General features: G+C 64.9%; 17 protein-coding genes. 10 read left to right on the top strand and 7 right to left on the bottom strand.

What is annotated here, in order from left to right:
* Positions 1-17: 17 nt before the first annotated feature.
* Positions 18-1,019, bottom strand: coding sequence for a polyprenyl synthetase family protein (locus ACXAD2_RS09295; protein WP_475169268.1), 1,002 nt, complete (start codon positions 1,017-1,019; stop codon positions 18-20).
* A 54-nt stretch (positions 1,020-1,073) separates the two neighbouring features.
* Between ACXAD2_RS09295 and ACXAD2_RS09290 the strand changes: the two genes are divergently transcribed.
* The 3 genes from ACXAD2_RS09290 (at position 1,074) to ACXAD2_RS09280 (ending at position 2,358) form a co-directional block, all read left to right on the top strand.
* Positions 1,074-1,295 (top strand): putative signal transducing protein, encoded by a 222-nt coding sequence (locus tag ACXAD2_RS09290; protein WP_066104270.1) that lies wholly within the window; start codon positions 1,074-1,076, stop codon positions 1,293-1,295.
* On the top strand, positions 1,292-2,071 hold the full coding sequence (locus ACXAD2_RS09285; RefSeq protein WP_475169263.1) for a tRNA1(Val) (adenine(37)-N6)-methyltransferase: 780 nt from the start codon (positions 1,292-1,294) through the stop codon (positions 2,069-2,071). Before ACXAD2_RS09290 ends, ACXAD2_RS09285 begins: the two co-directional genes overlap by 4 nt.
* Positions 2,072-2,184: 113 nt before the next feature.
* Positions 2,185-2,358, top strand: a complete 174-nt coding sequence (locus ACXAD2_RS09280) for a YdcH family protein (protein ID WP_475169260.1) — start codon at positions 2,185-2,187, stop codon at positions 2,356-2,358.
* A 346-nt stretch (positions 2,359-2,704) separates the two neighbouring features.
* On the opposite strand, the gene ACXAD2_RS09275 is transcribed toward ACXAD2_RS09280, so the two are convergent.
* From ACXAD2_RS09275 to ACXAD2_RS09255, 5 genes are all read right to left on the bottom strand, one after another.
* Positions 2,705-3,628, bottom strand: a complete 924-nt coding sequence (locus ACXAD2_RS09275) for a VOC family protein (protein ID WP_475169257.1) — start codon at positions 3,626-3,628, stop codon at positions 2,705-2,707.
* Between the two features lie 183 nt (positions 3,629-3,811).
* Positions 3,812-4,534, bottom strand: coding sequence for an acetoacetyl-CoA reductase (phbB, locus tag ACXAD2_RS09270; protein WP_475169254.1), 723 nt, complete (start codon positions 4,532-4,534; stop codon positions 3,812-3,814).
* Positions 4,535-4,618: 84 nt separating this feature from the next.
* A complete protein-coding gene (locus ACXAD2_RS09265) occupies positions 4,619-5,449 on the bottom strand; it encodes a patatin-like phospholipase family protein (RefSeq protein ID WP_475169251.1) in 831 nt (276 codons plus the stop codon).
* Between the two features lie 99 nt (positions 5,450-5,548).
* A complete protein-coding gene (locus tag ACXAD2_RS09260; RefSeq protein WP_066104286.1) occupies positions 5,549-6,724 on the bottom strand; it encodes an acetyl-CoA C-acetyltransferase in 1,176 nt (391 codons plus the stop codon).
* 192 nt (positions 6,725-6,916) lie between these two features.
* A complete protein-coding gene (locus ACXAD2_RS09255; protein ID WP_475169247.1) occupies positions 6,917-7,864 on the bottom strand; it encodes an EAL domain-containing protein in 948 nt (315 codons plus the stop codon).
* 251 nt (positions 7,865-8,115) lie between these two features.
* On the opposite strand from ACXAD2_RS09255, the gene rpsD reads away from it, so the two are divergent.
* A complete protein-coding gene (gene rpsD, locus ACXAD2_RS09250; RefSeq protein ID WP_066104289.1) occupies positions 8,116-8,736 on the top strand; it encodes a 30S ribosomal protein S4 in 621 nt (206 codons plus the stop codon).
* 128 nt (positions 8,737-8,864) lie between these two features.
* Here rpsD and ACXAD2_RS09245 read toward each other — a convergent pair whose 3' ends face one another.
* Positions 8,865-9,488 carry a TetR family transcriptional regulator C-terminal domain-containing protein gene (locus tag ACXAD2_RS09245; protein ID WP_164182104.1) on the bottom strand — a complete coding sequence of 208 codons (624 nt, stop codon included), beginning with the start codon at positions 9,486-9,488 and terminating at the stop codon, positions 8,865-8,867.
* 202 nt (positions 9,489-9,690) lie between these two features.
* On the opposite strand from ACXAD2_RS09245, the gene ACXAD2_RS09240 reads away from it, so the two are divergent.
* The 6 genes from ACXAD2_RS09240 to ACXAD2_RS09215 all read left to right on the top strand — a co-directional run bounded on the left by ACXAD2_RS09240 (position 9,691) and on the right by ACXAD2_RS09215 (position 15,873).
* Entirely contained in the window at positions 9,691-10,956 is a 1,266-nt protein-coding gene (locus ACXAD2_RS09240; RefSeq protein ID WP_475174796.1) for a Zn-dependent hydrolase, read from the top strand.
* A gap of 112 nt (positions 10,957-11,068) precedes the next feature.
* Entirely contained in the window at positions 11,069-12,535 is a 1,467-nt protein-coding gene (hydA, locus tag ACXAD2_RS09235) for a dihydropyrimidinase (RefSeq protein WP_475169243.1), read from the top strand.
* Positions 12,536-12,617: 82 nt separating this feature from the next.
* Positions 12,618-13,424, top strand: a complete 807-nt coding sequence (locus tag ACXAD2_RS09230; RefSeq protein WP_475169240.1) for an ABC transporter ATP-binding protein — start codon at positions 12,618-12,620, stop codon at positions 13,422-13,424.
* A gap of 321 nt (positions 13,425-13,745) precedes the next feature.
* Positions 13,746-14,177, top strand: coding sequence for an N-acetyltransferase family protein (locus ACXAD2_RS09225; RefSeq protein ID WP_475169237.1), 432 nt, complete (start codon positions 13,746-13,748; stop codon positions 14,175-14,177).
* A complete protein-coding gene (locus tag ACXAD2_RS09220) occupies positions 14,174-15,034 on the top strand; it encodes an ABC transporter permease (protein WP_066104306.1) in 861 nt (286 codons plus the stop codon). The genes ACXAD2_RS09225 and ACXAD2_RS09220 overlap by 4 nt, the downstream gene beginning before the upstream one ends.
* On the top strand, positions 15,031-15,873 hold the full coding sequence (locus ACXAD2_RS09215; RefSeq protein ID WP_224903546.1) for an ABC transporter permease: 843 nt from the start codon (positions 15,031-15,033) through the stop codon (positions 15,871-15,873). The genes ACXAD2_RS09220 and ACXAD2_RS09215 overlap by 4 nt, the downstream gene beginning before the upstream one ends.
* The last annotated feature ends 9 nt before the right edge of the window (positions 15,874-15,882 follow it).

The raw sequence follows: 15,882 nt of genomic DNA, 5'->3' as shown, positions 1-15,882 counted from the left end.
GGCTGGGAGGCGCGGGCTCAGTAGAGCCGCGCCACCACGAAATCGGCCAGTTCGATCATCACGTCGCGCAGCTCGGACTGCGGCAGTTGCGCCATCGATGCCTTGGCCTTTTCCGACCAGCCGAGCGCATCCTCGCGGGTGGCCTCCAGCGCGCCATGCTTGTTCAGCAGTTTCAGCGCGTGCTCGAGGTCGCCCTCTTCCTGCTTGCCCTTCTCGATGGTGCGCTGCCAGAAGGCGCGCTCCTCTTCGTCCGCCGCCGCGACGGCCTTGATCACCGGCAGCGTCAGCTTGCGCTCGCGGAAGTCGTCGCCGACGTTTTTGCCGGTGGCCGAGCTGTCGCCCATGTAGTCGAGTAGGTCATCGGCGATCTGGAAGGCGATGCCGAGCGCGTCCCCATAATCGAAGAGCGCCTTCACCTCAGCCTCATCAGCCCCGGCGATGACGCCGCCCACCTCGGTCGCCGCCGAGAAGAGCGCGGCGGTCTTGCCGCGCACCACCTGCAGGTAGATGTCCTCGCTGGTGCGCAGGTCCTGCGCTGCGGTGAGCTGCAGCACCTCGCCCTCGGCGATGGTGGCCGCCGCGTTCGACAGGATCTCGAGCACCCGCAGGTTGCCCGGCTCGGTCATCAGCTGGAAGCTGCGGGCGAAAAGATAGTCGCCGACCAGCACCGAGGATTTGTTGTCCCACAGCAGGTTTGCCGTCGGGCGGCCCCGGCGCTGCGCGCTTTCGTCCACCACGTCGTCATGCAGCAGCGTTGCGGTGTGGATGAACTCCACCGTCGCGGCCAGATGCACGTGATAGGGGCCGTCGTAATTGCAGATATTCGCCGCGGCGAGCGTCAGCATCGGGCGCAGGCGCTTGCCGCCCGCTTCGACCAGATGTGCGGTCACTTCGGGAATGCGCGGCGCGTGTTTCGATGCCATCCGCTCGCGGATCAGCACGTTCACCGCGCCCATCTCGTCCGCCAGCATCGAGGCCAGCCGATCATGCGGTTTCGCTTTTGCCGTATCCAAGCCCATCAGACCCCCGTCACAGGCTCGACAAGGCCGGGGCCCTGTCCTTACATCCCCTTTATGGAAGAACTTCTGCGTACCACCGACATAACGCTGATCCCGCTGGCGAAGACCCTCCTTGATGGGCAGGGTATAGACAGCTTTGAGTTGGACGTAAATATGAGCGTCCTCGAGGGATCCTTAGGAATTTTGCCGCGCCGCCTGATGGTGCGAACCGGCGATCTGGAGGCCGCGCGGCGTGTGCTGCGCGAGAACGGCGTCTCCTTCGAGGCCGGTGCATGAGGCGCGAGCCCTTCGCCGAGGAAGAGGTGCGTCGCGACGCATTTCTCGGCGGGATGGCGCATATATGGCAGCCAAAACATGGGTTTGGCTATCGCGCGGGAGTCGATCCCGTGCTGCTGGCTGCGGCGGTCGAGGCGCAGCCGGGGCAGGAGGTGCTGGAGCTTGGCTGCGGCGGCGCCCCGGCATTGGTCTGTCTTGGCGCGCGGGTGGGCGGGCTTTCGCTGGCCGGGGCCGAGATCCAGCCTGCCTATGCCGCGCTCGCGCGCCGTAACATTGCCGAGAACGGGCTAACGGGAGAGGTCTATGAGACCGATCTGGCCGCACCTCCGGCGGCGCTGAAGGCGCGCAGCTTCGATCATGTTCTCGCCAACCCGCCCTATTTCGAAGAGGGCAAGCGCAGTGCCGCGCCGGACGCCGGGCGCGAGCTAGCCTTGGCGGGGGCCTTGCCGCTGGCGGATTGGGTGACGCTGGCGGCGCGGCGGCTGAAACCGCGCGGCACCGCCACCTTCGTGCAGCGGGTCGAGCGCCTGCCGGAGCTTCTGGCGGCGCTGGCGGCGAATCTGGGCTCGGTCGAGGTGCTGCCTCTGGCCCCGCGCGAGGGGCGAGCGCCCCGGCTGATTCTCGCGCGTGGACGCAAGGGCGGGCGCGCGGCTTTCCGCCTTTGCCCCTCGCTCGTGCTTCACGCTGGCGCATGTCACCTTGAAGATGGCGACGATTATACAAATGTCATCAAAGCAGTCTTGCGTGATGGAAAACCGATCAGCTTTTCCAGATGAGCGGGCTTCCGAGCAGGGTTCTCACCCTGCGTAAAGCAATGCTGCGGGTGCGGCGTGACAGAATGTAAAAGTTATGCTGCACTGTCTCTGCCCAAAGCAAAAAGGAGGACATAATGAGCTTAACTTCTCACCTGCAGGAACTGAAGAAGAAGCACCAAAACCTCGCCACGACCGTGGAGGAGATGCAGCGCAGTCCGGGCGCGGACGACCTGCATGTCGCAGCCCTGAAGAAGCAAAAACTCCGTATCAAGGAAGAGATTAACCGGCTCTCGGTAGAGGCGACCTGAACGGCGCCCGGGCAGGTATCGCCCTAGCGCGAAGCACCCACCCACCTTGAGAGCGATCAGGTCCGCACGGCAGCCGCGCCGCCGGACCGCAGAGGTTCCGGGCCCGAATCTCCGGGCCCGGGCGGCAGGGCAGGCGCCGGACGGCGCGAGGCGACGCGGCAATTTCAAAGCACGGTTTTTCACGCACCCTTTTCACACCCTTGCACGAAGAGACGCGGGCCTCCGTCCGCGCGTGTTCAAGGCCGTGCGTGTCGTGGTGCCCTGCGCGAAAACAGCGCCCCCGGAGAGCCAGGCTCCGGGGGCGCATCCGTTTCGGGGTTTCGTGCGGGATTTTGCGCGCGGCGTGTCAGTCGATCGGTTCGAGCCGCTTCTCCAGCTGCTCGCGCAGGTGCGCGTGCTGGGTCGGCAGCTTGAGCGCCTCGCCGAGATGGGCGCGGTCTTCGTCGCGGTCAAAGCCCGGCTCGTTGGTGGCCACCTCAAACAGCACGCCGCCCGGGCTGCGGAAGTAGATCGCGTAGAAATAATCGCGGTCGATCTGCGGCGTGATCTGAAAGCCGTTCTCGGTCAGCGCATTGCGCACCTCAAGCTGTGCCGCTCGGTCCTCGACGGCAAAGGCGATGTGGTGCACGCTGCCCGCGCCCTGACCGGCGCGGGGTACATCTACGGTCTCGATGTCGATCGTGCCGGCGCCATTGTGCTCGGGCAGCGAGAACCGCATGACCTTCTCTTGCCGGCATTCTTCCTGATAGCCCATGAAGCGCAGCAGTTCCGCCGTGGGGCCCGCGTCGCGCAGGCGCATCTGCACCGAATGGAAGCCGCGGATCGCCATATCTTCGCCGATCCCGCCGCCGGTCCAGGGCGTGCGGCTGTCATCGGCTTCGACCAGAGCCAGCCCGTCGCCATCGGGGCCTTCAAACACCAGACGGTGCTCGCCATAGCGGTTGAGCCGCTCCAGCCCCTTCACGCCCGCCTCGGTCAGCCGCGCTTCCCAAGCGTCGAGCGAGCCTTCGGGCACGGCAAAGGCGGTGGTCGCCACCTCGCCGCTGCCCGGCTTGCCGCGGGCGGCGTTGGGGAAGGGGAAATAGGTCATGACGGAGCCCGGCGTGCCGACCTCATCACCATAGTAGAGGTGGTAGACGTCGGGCGCGTCGAAGTTGACGGTCTTTTTCACCCGGCGCAGGCCGAGCGTATGGGTGAAGAAATCATTGTTCCGAGACGCGCTGCTAGCCAGCGCAGTCACATGGTGCAGGCCTTTGATTTGCGTGAGCATGGTCTCTCTCCTGATGCGGAATTGTCAGAGACATAGGAAGAAAGTGGTTAACAGAAAACAAACGCCACCGCGCGGAAGGGCTGCATCAGTGCACAGTAGGGGGGAGTTTGGGGGTAAACGAAGAAGCCCCGGCGCGATCTGCAGCCGGGGCCCGTCTTTTAGGTCAGGCGTCTGCCGGATGGGTCAGACGAAGAACTGCGCGCCATTCGCCGAGATCGTCGAGCCGTTCACGAAGCCCGCCTTCTCATCGGCAAGGAAGACCACGCAGCGCGCGATCTCCTCGGGCTCGCCAAGGCGGCCCGCGGGGATCTGCGCGATGATCAACTCGCGCACCTTCTCGGGCACGGCCATGACCATTTCGGTGGCGATATAGCCCGGACAGATCGCGTTGGCGGTGATGCCGTAGCGCGCGCCTTCCTGCGCCAGCGACTTGATGATGCCAAGATCCCCGGCCTTGGTCGCGGCGTAGTTCACCTGTGCGAACTGGCCCTTCTGACCGTTGATCGACGAGATCACGATGACCCGGCCATATTTGCGCTCGCGCATGCCCGGCCAGATCGGGTGCACGGTGTTGAACACGCCGGTGAGGTTGGTGTTGATCACCTCGTTCCACTGCTGCGGCGTCATCTTGTGGAACGGCGCATCGCGGGTGATGCCCGCATTGGCCACCACCACGTCGATCGGGCCGAGATCCGCCTCTACCTGAGCGATCCCGTCTTTGGACGCGTCGTAATCCGCAACGTCCCATTTGTAGGTCTTGATGCCCGTCGCTTCGGTGAAGGCCGCGGCCTTCTCGTCATTGCCAGCATAGGTCGCAGCCACCTCATACCCTTCGGCCTTAAGCGCCTTGGAAATCGCCTCCCCGATCCCTCGGCTCCCTCCCGTGACCAGTGCAACTTTCGCCATAGTATCCTCCAGTCCAGTCCGTCGTGATTTGAAAGCTTGTTATATTTTTGTTAACTTTTGAGTAACTTTGTTGCGCAGAAGTTTTCAGCTGTCCAGCATTTGTTGTGCATCACGGGCGCCTTGTGCCCAAGTGTCGCGCAATTTCTGCGGGTCGGTGAAATCGATCTTGTCAGCGGCGGTCTCTTGCGAGGGCCAGAGGTAGTGGCGACCCTCCACCTCGGGCAGACGCTTATACTCGCGGGTGAGAAGCACCATCGTCTCGCCCTCATCCGGCTCTGGCAGCGGAGCCTGATCGGCCATGCCGCCATCGACGACCCGGCGTCCCTCCCAAAGCGGCGGCTCGAACACCGGGGGGATCACCGCGGCGGCGCAAATCAGCTCGACGAGGCGACCCTCGCGGGCGGCGGCATTGGCATCGATGAGATTGGCGGTAAGGCCCATCTTCTCGGCCCAGTTGAAATGCGGCGAGCCGACGAGATGCAGCTCAGCCTCATAGGCGGCGGCGAGCGCTGTGCCGGTCATTGTCGGCAGTGGCGTCTCCGGCGGGTGGGCGATGAGAATCTGCAGCTGCGGCCCTTCGGCGATCTTGCGCGCGGCCTCGGCGTCGATGACCTCTGCGACCACCTCGCAGTAAAGCTCTTGATGCGGGGTGATTCCGTTTTCGTCGGGGCGCAGCAGGTCGATATTGCTGTCCTGCTTTTCGAACGCGGCGCACATGCGGTCGAGCAGCCGTTCCTCGATCCCGGCGATATAGGCGCTGGAGGCGAGCGCGCCGCCGCTGACCCCGGTGATGCGCTGCGGGGTGGGGCGCGCGCGGTGCCGGCAAAGCTCGGTCATGAAGCCGCCCTGCCAGAAACAGCGCAGCCCGCCGCCGGAAAAGACGATCTGCGCGGGGTCGCGGGGAATCCGCGGCATGTGTGGACCTGTCGTCATGGCCGCCTTTCGTGTCCTGAGTGTGGGCACGTGTGCCACGGGCGCCGGGCTGACGGGGTCAGCGGCGCCCGCGGCGATAGCTCAGTCGCGCTCGACGCAGAGGGCAACGCCCATGCCGCCGCCGATGCAGAGCGTTGCGAGGCCCTTCTTGGCGTCGCGGCGCTGCATCTCGAAAAGCAGCGTGTTGAGAATGCGCGCGCCCGACGCGCCGATCGGGTGGCCGATGGCGATGGCGCCGCCGTTCACGTTCACGATCGCCGGATCCCAGCCCATGTCCTTGTTCACGGCGCAGGCCTGCGCGGCAAAGGCCTCGTTGGCCTCGACCAGATCAAGGTCTTCGGGTTTCCAGCCTGCCTTTTCCAGCGCCTTGCGCGAAGCGTGGATCGGGCCAACGCCCATGATCGACGGATCGAGCCCGGCGGTGGCATAAGAGGCAATGCGCGCCAGCGGCTGGATGCCGCGCTTCTCGGCGTTCTCGGCGCTCATCAGCAGCACACCGGCGGCACCATCGTTGATGCCCGAGGCGTTGGCCGCGGTGACCGAGCCGTCCTTGGTGAAGGCCGGGCGCAGTTTTTGCATGGCTTCGATCGTGGCGCCGTGGCGGATGTACTCATCCTTGTCGACGGTGATGTCGCCCTTGCGGTGCTTGACCACGAAGGGGATCACCTCGTCGTCGAACTTCCCAGCGTTCTGCGCGGCTTCGGCCTTGTTCTGCGAAGCAACAGCGAATTCATCCTGCTGCTCACGGCTGATCTGCCACTGCTCGGCGACGTTTTCGGCGGTCTGGCCCATGTGGTAGCCGTTGAACGCGTCCCACAGGCCGTCGCGGATCATCGTGTCGATATATTTGACGTCGCCCATCTTGTGACCGGCGCGCAGATGCGCGGCGTGGGGCGAGAGGGTCATGTTCTCCTGACCGCCCGCGGCGACGATATCGGCGTCCCCCAGAAGGATGTGCTGGGCACCCAGCATGACGGTGCGCAGGCCCGAGCCGCAGACCTGATTGATCGACCATGCGGCGCTTTCCTTGGGAAGACCGGCATTGATATGCGCCTGACGCGCCGGGTTCTGGCCCTGCGCGGCGGTCAGCACCTGACCGAGAATGGTCTCCGAGACCTCTCCCTTCTCGATCCCAGCGCGTGCCACCAGCGCCTCGAGCACGGCGGCCCCCAGATCATGCGCAGGTGTATTGGCAAAAGCGCCGCTAAAGCTGCCGACGGCGGTACGTGCGGCAGACGCGATTACGACATTGGTCATGAAGTTCTCCCTCCAAGCAAAGCGTGCAGTCGGAGTGCCCGTCCGCCGCCCTCGTGGCGGGGTCTGGGCCTCCGCGTATTGGCCTCACCGTTGTTGATAACGCGGGGATCCGCAACTGCACAGAGGCAGCTTCACGGTTTTGCGTTTGATAGCGCAATTCGTCGCAGTTTCAGAGGGTAGGGCGGGATCGTCCTAACGGTTCAGGGGGCCGCCCCGGCCCGCAACGTTTGGAGCGGCACTCTCTCGCCAGTCCGGGCTGACGGTGGGAGCGCCGTAGAAATACCCCTGCAGGCAGTCGATACCGCTGGCGGCGGCAGTTTGCGCGTCCTCCAGCAACTCGACAAATTCGGCGACGGTGAACATGTCGAACTCTTCGGCGATGGCGACGATGGCACGCGCCAGAACCTGATTGTCGGGATCGCGGGCGATGCCGCGAATGATCTGGCCGTCGATCTTCAGGATATCGAAGGAGAAGCGTTTGAAATGGCGCAGCGCGGTCTGGCCTGCGCCGAAGTCATCCATCGCGAAGGTGATGCCGCGGCGGTGCAGGTCGGTCATGAAGCCGATCACCAGTTCCGGCAGCAGCATGGCCGAGCTTTCGGTAATCTCGAGGATCAGCCGTTCTGCTACGGTAGGATCGGCGTTGATGCCCTTCTCCAGCACCTGCATCCAGCGCCGATAGCCGATCGAGCGAGCGGACATATTGATCGCAAGGCGCAGATCCGGGGTGCGGATCAGCTCTGCAAGGCCCTGTTCCAGCGCGATGCAATCCAGCAGGCGGCCCTCCTCGCGTTCTTCCATCTCGAAAATGAACTCGCGCGCGGGGACGATCCGGCCGGTTTCGTCCATGACCCGCAGCATGGCTTCGTGAAAGGCGATCTGCTCTGTCGCGGCGGCGCGCACCACGGGCTGGAAGACCAAGAGCACCTGCCGATGGCGGATCGCCTCGCGCACGCGCTGCAGGATGTCGCGATCCCGCAGGTCCGTCGCTGTTGCAAGCAGATCGGTGGGCGGAGCTTTCGCCGCCTCGCGCGGGGCGGCGGGAAAGCTGGTGATCTGGGCGCCCCTTTGGTTTCGTTGCGCCGCTTTTCGCCGCTTGGCCCCAAACGCCGCGCCGCGCTCTGCGTCTGTTTTCGTCATCACGCTCTCCTGTCGCCGTCCTTGTCATGCTGCGCGCAGAGGGGTTAATTCCCGGCTAAGCCCCGCCCGGCGCCGAGCCGCGTGGCGAAATTGGCCGGGAAAAGCGGGCAGGGCGGGTTTGGCCTGTTGACTCCCCTGCCAAAGCCCATATAAGCGCGCGCTCATTGGTGTTGGTGGCCCCCGCAAGGGGATGCCTGTCGGCCTTCGGGCAGGAGGACAACGCCCTTCGCAACTTATGAAGGAGATCAGCCGTGACCAAACGCACGTCTGCCAAGTACAAAATCGACCGCCGCATGGGCGAAAACATCTGGGGCCGTCCGAAGTCCCCGGTGAACAAGCGTGAATACGGCCCCGGCCAGCACGGTCAGCGCCGCAAAGGCAAGATGTCGGACTTCGGTCTGCAGCTGCGCGCCAAGCAGAAGCTCAAGGGCTACTACGGCGACATGACCGAGAAGCAGTTCCGCCGCATCTTCGCGGAAGCAGAGCGGATCAAGGGCGACACCGGTGAGCTGCTCATCGGCCTGCTCGAGCGCCGTCTGGACGCCGTTGTCTACCGCGCCAAGTTCGTGCCGACCGTCTTTGCTGCGCGTCAGTTCGTGAACCACGGCCACGTGCTGGTGAACGGCAAGCGCGTGAACATCCCCTCCTACCGTGTGAAGGAAGGCGATGTGATCGAGGTCCGCGAGAAGTCGAAGCAAATGACCGTCCTGCTGGAAGCTGTTCAGCTCGCAGAGCGTGACGTGCCCGACTACATCGAGGCAGACCACTCCAAAATGTCCGCGACCTTCGTGCGCACCCCCGGCCTCGCCGACGTGCCCTACGCGGTTCAGATGGAACCGAACCTCGTCATCGAATACTACGCACAGAACTAATCCTTCTGTTCGTACGATGTTGGAAAGGCCGCGCTGCAAAGCGCGGCCTTTCTGCTTTCTGCGTCGTGCTGTTCGCCGTCGCTCAATGAGTGGGTGAGAGGGGGCCTTCAGCCCTGAGCCCCCAGCCCTCAGCCTTCTGGCGCGAGGATCTTGCGGAACACCGTTTCCACATGGGCGTTCGCGGCGGCCCAGCCGGGCTCTTCGTCGGGCACCAGAACCCGCACCTGCGTGTCGAAATCCGCGAAATGCTGGGTCAGCGCCCAGATCGACATGATCAGTTGCTGCGGATCCTGCCGCGCCAGCTTGCCGCTCTCCATCCAGCCCGCGATCAGCGCACATTTCTCGTCAAACAGCGGTTTCAGGTCGCTCTGCAGATGCGGCAACATGCGCGGCGCGCCCTGAATGATCTCGGTGGCGAAGAGCCTGCTTTCGCGCGGGTACTGGCGGCTCATCTCCATCTTGCGCCGCACATAGCCGAGGATCTCCTCCATCGGCTCACCCTCGGGGTTCATCTCGCGCAGCGGATCAAGCCATTCGGTCATCAGCGCGTTGAGCAGGGCGACGTGGATCGCTTCCTTGCTGTCGAAATAATAGATGAGATTGGGCTTCGACATGCCCGCCGCCTCGGCGATCCGGTCGAGCGTGGCACCGCGAAATCCGTTTTGCGAGAATTCGTCCAGCGCCGCCTCCATGATCTTTCGGCGGTTTCGGATCTGGATCCGGCTGGGCTTTTTCGCGGGAGAAACGGGCATCCGGTTCCTGACTTGCTGTTTTTGCGGGCGCATCTGCCCGTTCGTTGTGCATATGCTGCGACTGTCGGAAGGGCACTTCGCGGAACCCTCCGGGGCGCATTGCAATCGTGCCTTTACCAAACGGTAAAAAACACGCGGGAGACGCGCAAGCGCCTCATTGCAGGACATGCACATCGCAGGACAAGGCGACGAGGACAAGACTATGGCGGCACAGGGTATCGCGGCACAGGGCAAGAACCTTCGGATCAATGGCGATCGGCTGTGGGACAGCCTGATGGAGATGGCCAAGATCGGTCCGGGCGTGGCGGGCGGCAACAACCGCCAGACGCTCACCGACGAGGATGCCGAAGGCCGCGCGCTGTTTCAGCAATGGTGCGAAGCGGCGGGCATGACCATGGGTCTCGACGAAATGGGGACGATGTTCGCCACCCGCGCGGGCGAAGACCCAGAGGCGCTGCCGGTCTATATGGGCTCGCATCTCGATACCCAGCCCACGGGCGGCAAATACGATGGCGTGCTCGGCGTGCTTGCGGCGCTGGAGACGGTGCGCACGATGAACGATCTGGGGATCAAGACGAAACACCCGATCGTCGTCACCAACTGGTCGAACGAGGAAGGCGGGCGTTTCGCCCCGGCGATGTTGGCCTCCGGCGTCTTTGCCGGCGTGCATGACCTCGCGTTCGCCTATGGACGCAAGGACCTCGAAGGCAAGACCTACGGCGAAGAGCTGGAACGCATCGGCTGGAAGGGCGACGAGACCGTCGGCGACCGCAAGATGCACGCCTATTACGAGCTGCACATCGAACAGGGGCCGATCCTCGAGGCCGAGGGCAAGGACATCGGCGTGGTCACCCATTGTCAGGGCCTGTGGTGGCTCGAATTCACCCTGACCGGCCGTGCCGCGCACACGGGCTCCACGCCGATGGACATGCGGGTCAACGCCGGGCTGGCGATGAGCCGCATTCTCGAGATGGCGCAGGAGGTGGCCATGGCCGCGCAGCCGCACACGATGGCGGGTGTCGGCCAGATGACCTTTGAGCCCAACTCGCGCAATGTGCTGCCCGAGAAGGTGATCTTCACCGTGGATTTGCGCTCGCCCGATCAGGCCAAGCTCGACGGGATGCGGGCCGAGATCGAGAAGCGCGCGCCCGAGATCTGCGCCGAGCTGGGGGTCGGCTGCGCGGTGGAGGCGGTGGGCCATTTCGACCCGGTCACCTTCACGCCAGAGCTTGTCGGCAATGTCCGCGCGGCCGCCGAGGCGCTTGGGTACTCGCATATGAATATCGTGTCTGGCGCCGGGCATGATGCCTGCTGGGCCGCCAAGGTCGCGCCGACCACGATGATCATGTGCCCCTGCGTCGGTGGCATCTCGCACAATGAGGCCGAGGAGATCTCGAAGGACTGGGCGACGGCGGGCACCGATGTGCTGCTGCATGCGGTGCTGGAGACGGCGGAGGTCGTGGGCTGAAGCGGGGCGCTGCCCCGTCCGCGGCACCGTCCACGACCCGGGGGCCGCGAACTCCCCGGGATATTTTCGCCAAGAGGAAGCCCGGACCCGCGCAGACGACAGGGAGAGAGACATGTCCACGGTGATCAAATCCACTGTGATCAAAGGCGGCACGATCGTCACCGCCGATCTGAGCTACGAGGCCGATGTGCTGGTCGAACACGGCCGGATTGCCGAGATCGGCCCGAACCTGAGCGGCGACGAGGTGCTCGACGCCTCGGGCTGCTACGTGATGCCCGGCGGGATCGACCCGCACACCCATCTCGAGATGCCCTTCATGGGCACCTATTCCGCCGATGATTTCGACAGCGGCACCCGCGCCGCGCTGGCCGGCGGCACCACCATGGTTGTCGACTTCGCGCTGCCGTCGCCGGGGCAGGGGCTGCTGGACGCGCTGCAGATGTGGGACAACAAGGCGGGCCGCGCCCATTGCGACTATTCCTTCCACATGGCGGTGACATGGTGGTCCGAGCAGGTCTGGCAGGAGATGCAGCAGGTGGTGGATCGCGGCATCACCACCTTCAAGCATTTCATGGCCTACAAGGGCGCGCTGATGGTGAACGACGACGAGCTTTTCGCCTCGTTCCGCCGCTGCGCCGAACTGGGGGCAATCCCGCTTGTGCATGCCGAGAATGGCGACGTGGTGGCCGAGCTTTCGGCGCGGCTGCTGGCCGAGGGCAATACCGGCCCCGAAGCGCATGCCTATTCGCGCCCGCCGCAGGTCGAGGGCGAGGCGACGAACCGCGCCATCATGATCGCCGATATGGCGGGGGTGCCGCTCTACGTGGTGCATGTCAGCTGCGAAGAGAGCCATGAGGCCATCCGCCGCGCGCGGCAGGCGGGCAAACGGGTCTGGGGCGAGCCGCTGATCCAGCATCTGACGCTCGACGACAGCGAATACGCGAGCCCTGACTGGGATCACGCCGCCCGGCGGGTGATGTCGCCGCCGTTTCGCAACAAGCGCCATCAGGACAGCCTCTGGGCCGGGCTCGCAGCGGGCTCGCTGTCCTGCGTGGCGACGGACCATTGCGCCTTCACCACCGAGCAGAAACGCTACGGGTTGGGGGATTTCACCAAGATCCCCAATGGCACCGGCGGGCTTGAGGACCGTTTGCCAATGCTCTGGACGCAGGGCGTGGTGACGGGGCGGCTGACGCCGCAGGAGTTCGTCGCGGTGACCTCGACCAATATCGCCAAGATCCTCAACATCTACCCGCGCAAGGGGGCGATCCTCACCGGCGCGGACGCCGATATCGTGGTGCTCGATCCCAAGCGGGAGAAGGTGATCTCGGCCGGCAGCCAGCAATCGGCCATCGACTACAACGTCTTCGAGGGCATGAAAGTCAGCGGCCTGCCGCGGTTCGTGCTGAGCCGGGGTCGGGTCTCGGTGACCGAAGGCGCGATGAGCTCGCAAGAGGGCCATGGGCAGTTCGTCGCCCGCCCGCCCTCGGGGCCGGTCAATCGCGCACTCAGCGCATGGAAAGACCTGACCGCGCCGCGCCCGGTGGCGCGCAGCGGCATCCCCGCCAGCGGCGTCTGAGCGTGGCCGGGAAAGAGGCACGGCAAGAAACATGGCAGGGGGCCGCCAGACGCCTCCGCCGGAAGAACAGGGAAGGCAAGAGATGAGACAGACACAAGCGGTCCATGCGGACATGCCGCCGGTGATCTCGGCGCAGGGGCTGAACCTCGTGTTCGAGACCGGCGACGGCCCGGTGCAGGCGCTGAAAGACGTCGATCTGAAGATCGGCAAGGGCGATTTCGTCTCCTTCATCGGCCCCTCGGGCTGCGGCAAGACCACCTTCCTGCGGGTGATGGCCGATCTCGAGACGCCGACCTCGGGCACGGTACTGGTCAACGGCGTGACACCGGAAGCCGCCCGCAAGGCCCGCGCCTATGGCTATGTGTTTCAGGCCGCGGGGCTCTACCCGTGGCGCACGATCGGCGGCAACATCCGCCTGCCGCTGGAGATCATGGGCTATTCGAAAGCCGATCAGGCCGAGCGGGTGCAGCGCGTGCTGGATTTGGTCGAGCTGTCGGGCTTCGAGAAGAAATACCCCTGGCAGTTGTCGGGTGGGATGCAGCAGCGGGCCTCCATTGCCCGGGCGCTCGCCTTCGATGCGGACATTCTGCTCATGGACGAGCCCTTCGGGGCGCTCGACGAGATCGTCCGCGATCACCTCAACGAGCAGCTTCTGGCGCTCTGGGCGAGAACCCAGAAGACCATTTGCTTCGTCACCCACTCGATCCCCGAGGCGGTGTATCTGTCGACCAAGATCGTCGTCATGTCGCCGCGCCCGGGCCGGATCACCGATGTGATCGAGAGCCCGCTGCCGAATGAGCGCCCGCTGGATATCCGCGACACGCCGGAATTCCTCGAGATCGCGCACCGCGTGCGCGAGGGGCTGCGGGCGGGGCATGCCTATGACTGAGCTGCCTATGACTGAGTTCTCTATGACTGAGCTGCCAGTGACTGATGCCCAAAGGGCCGACACGCAAGCGGCACCGCGTGCCGCCAGCGCTGCGACCCGGAGCGCGCCGATGTCGCGCCGCGCCCCGGTGCCGCCCCGCAGATTGTCTCGGAACGCGGGCTCCCCTTTCACCTTTCGCGGTCATCGGCTCTCCAGCCTGTACCGCGGAGATAGGCAAACACTTAAACCTTTCATCTTTCTAAAAATACTCAAGGAGCACCGGAACCCGCGGGCCGAGGGGCATGAGTATTTGAGGAAAGATGAAAGCTGCAGGGGGCTAGGATGACCGATCTTCAGGTAAGGCGCGCGGGCGAGGCCGACATTCCGGGCTGCGCCGCGGTGGTCAACGGCTGGATCGACGCGACACCTTGGTTTCCGCGGATCTTTTCCGAGAGCGAGATCGAAGGGTTCATCCGCGAGGCCTTTGCCGAGCGCGAGATCTGGGTGAGCGGAGACCCGATCGAGGGCTATCTGTCGCTCGACCCTGCCACGCTGAAGATCGGCGCGCTCTATTGCGCGCGGACCGGGGTCGGGCTCGGCAAGGCGCTTCTGGATCGCGCCAAGGACGGGCGCGAGAGGCTCTGGCTGCACACCCATGCGCCGAACCTTGCCGCGCAGCGCTTCTACCGCCGCGAGGGCTTCGCCGAGACCGGCCGTATCGCGCCGGAGCCGCCGGAGACCGTCGAGGAGATCAGCATGGAGTGGACGCGATGAAGAAGATCGTTCCCGTTCTGACCGTCGTGCTGGCCATTGTGGTGATCTGGTACGCGGCGGCGGTCATGCTCAACAAGCAATGGGTGCTCGATCAGGCGGCGCGGCAGGAGCAGGTGCTCACCTCGCCGCAGTTGATCGCCGCCACATGGTCGCAGGAAAAGCCCAAGCTGCCGGCGCCGCATCAGGTGGCGGGTGAGCTTTGGGACACGGTGGCGATGAAAAAGCCCAGCTCGAAGCGCAGCCTCGTCTACCACGCATGGGTGACCATGAGCGCCACGGTACTGGGCTTTGGCCTTGGCACGTTGCTGGGCTTCGCGCTGGCGCTGGGCATCGTCTACAACCGGGTGATGGACATGTCGGTGATGCCTTGGGTGATCGCCAGCCAAACCATCCCGATCCTCGCCATCGCGCCGATGATCATCGTGGTGCTCAATGCCATGGGGCTGTCGGGGCTGCTGCCGAAGGCGATGATCTCGATGTATCTGTCGTTCTTCCCGGTGGTGGTGGGCATGGTGAAGGGGCTGCGCAGCCCCGACCGTATGCAGCTTGACCAGATGCGCACGTGGAACGCCTCGCGCGGGCAGGAATTCCTACGCCTGCGGCTGCCTTCGTCGATGCCATACCTCTTCACCTCGATGAAGATCGCAATGGCGGCCAGCCTTGTGGGTGCGATCGTCGGCGAGCTTCCCACGGGGGCTGTCGCGGGCCTTGGGGCGCGGCTGCTGGCGGGCAGCTACTATGGGCAGACCATCCAGATATGGTCGGCGCTGCTGATGGCGGCGGCGCTGGCGGCGGTGCTGGTGGGGCTGATTGGCCTTCTCCAGCGGGTGACACTCAAGCGCATGGGGATGGCATGATCTGGATCGTTCTGGGGCTGATCGTCTGGGCCGCGGGCCTTGCGCTCAATGTCCGCCTGTCGAAGCGCAAGGGCAGCCGCTGGGCGGCGCTGGCGGTGCCGGTGATCTTCGGGCTCACGCTGATCTTTGTCTGGGAAGCGGTGGTGCGCGGCTTCGGCATCTCGCCGGTGCTGCTGCCCGCGCCTTCGGCGGTTGCCCTGCGCTTCGCCCAGTCGGGCGGCGTGCTGTGGGAGGACTTTGTGCAGACCGTGCTGAAGGGCGCGCTCTCGGGCTACATCCTTGGCTGCGGCGCGGCGCTGGTGATGGCGGTGGTCGTCGACCGGTTCGACTTCCTGCGGCGCGGGCTGCTGCCGGTGGGCAACTTCGTGGCGGCGCTGCCGGTGATCGGCATCGCGCCGATCCTCGTCATGTGGTTCGGTTTCGACTGGCAATCGAAGGCGGCGGTCGTGGTGGTGATGGTGTTCTTTCCGGTGCTGGTCAACGCGGTTGAGGGCCTTGGCGACACCAGCGCCATGCAGCGCGATCTTATGCGCACCTATGCCGCCAGCTATTGGACATCGCTGTGGAAGCTGCGGCTGCCGGCGGCGCTGCCCTTCATCTTCAACGGACTGAAGATCGCCTCCACCCTCGCGCTGATCGGCGCCATCGTGGCCGAGTTCTTCGGCTCGCCGATCCGCGGCATGGGGTTTCGCATCTCCACCAGTGTCGGGCTGCTGCAGCTTGACCTCGTGTGGGCAGAGATCGTGGTGGCCGCGCTTGCGGGCTCGGCCTTCTACGGCGGCGTGGCGCTGATCGAACGCGCCGCGACCTTCTGGCACCCGTCGCAGCGGGGCCAGTGAAGAAGACAA

The organism is Salipiger sp. ABN3_019 (assembly GCF_056158605.1).
Note: the sequence above shows the minus strand (reverse complement) of the source record. Positions and strands in the feature narration are given on the sequence as shown.

Coding starts and splice junctions, on each gene's coding strand:
- ACXAD2_RS09295 (WP_475169268.1), bottom strand. CDS start 1,019: ATGGGCTTGGATACGGCAAAAGCGAAACCGCATGATCGGCTGGCCTCG.
- ACXAD2_RS09290 (WP_066104270.1), top strand. CDS start 1,074: ATGGAAGAACTTCTGCGTACCACCGACATAACGCTGATCCCGCTGGCG.
- ACXAD2_RS09285 (WP_475169263.1), top strand. CDS start 1,292: ATGAGGCGCGAGCCCTTCGCCGAGGAAGAGGTGCGTCGCGACGCATTT.
- ACXAD2_RS09280 (WP_475169260.1), top strand. CDS start 2,185: ATGAGCTTAACTTCTCACCTGCAGGAACTGAAGAAGAAGCACCAAAAC.
- ACXAD2_RS09275 (WP_475169257.1), bottom strand. CDS start 3,628: ATGCTCACGCAAATCAAAGGCCTGCACCATGTGACTGCGCTGGCTAGC.
- phbB (WP_475169254.1), bottom strand. CDS start 4,534: ATGGCGAAAGTTGCACTGGTCACGGGAGGGAGCCGAGGGATCGGGGAG.
- ACXAD2_RS09265 (WP_475169251.1), bottom strand. CDS start 5,449: ATGCCGCGGATTCCCCGCGACCCCGCGCAGATCGTCTTTTCCGGCGGC.
- ACXAD2_RS09260 (WP_066104286.1), bottom strand. CDS start 6,724: ATGACCAATGTCGTAATCGCGTCTGCCGCACGTACCGCCGTCGGCAGC.
- ACXAD2_RS09255 (WP_475169247.1), bottom strand. CDS start 7,864: ATGACGAAAACAGACGCAGAGCGCGGCGCGGCGTTTGGGGCCAAGCGG.
- ACXAD2_RS09245 (WP_164182104.1), bottom strand. CDS start 9,488: ATGCCCGTTTCTCCCGCGAAAAAGCCCAGCCGGATCCAGATCCGAAAC.
- ACXAD2_RS09240 (WP_475174796.1), top strand. CDS start 9,691: ATGGCGGCACAGGGTATCGCGGCACAGGGCAAGAACCTTCGGATCAAT.
- hydA (WP_475169243.1), top strand. CDS start 11,069: ATGTCCACGGTGATCAAATCCACTGTGATCAAAGGCGGCACGATCGTC.
- ACXAD2_RS09230 (WP_475169240.1), top strand. CDS start 12,618: ATGAGACAGACACAAGCGGTCCATGCGGACATGCCGCCGGTGATCTCG.
- ACXAD2_RS09225 (WP_475169237.1), top strand. CDS start 13,746: ATGACCGATCTTCAGGTAAGGCGCGCGGGCGAGGCCGACATTCCGGGC.
- ACXAD2_RS09220 (WP_066104306.1), top strand. CDS start 14,174: ATGAAGAAGATCGTTCCCGTTCTGACCGTCGTGCTGGCCATTGTGGTG.
- ACXAD2_RS09215 (WP_224903546.1), top strand. CDS start 15,031: ATGATCTGGATCGTTCTGGGGCTGATCGTCTGGGCCGCGGGCCTTGCG.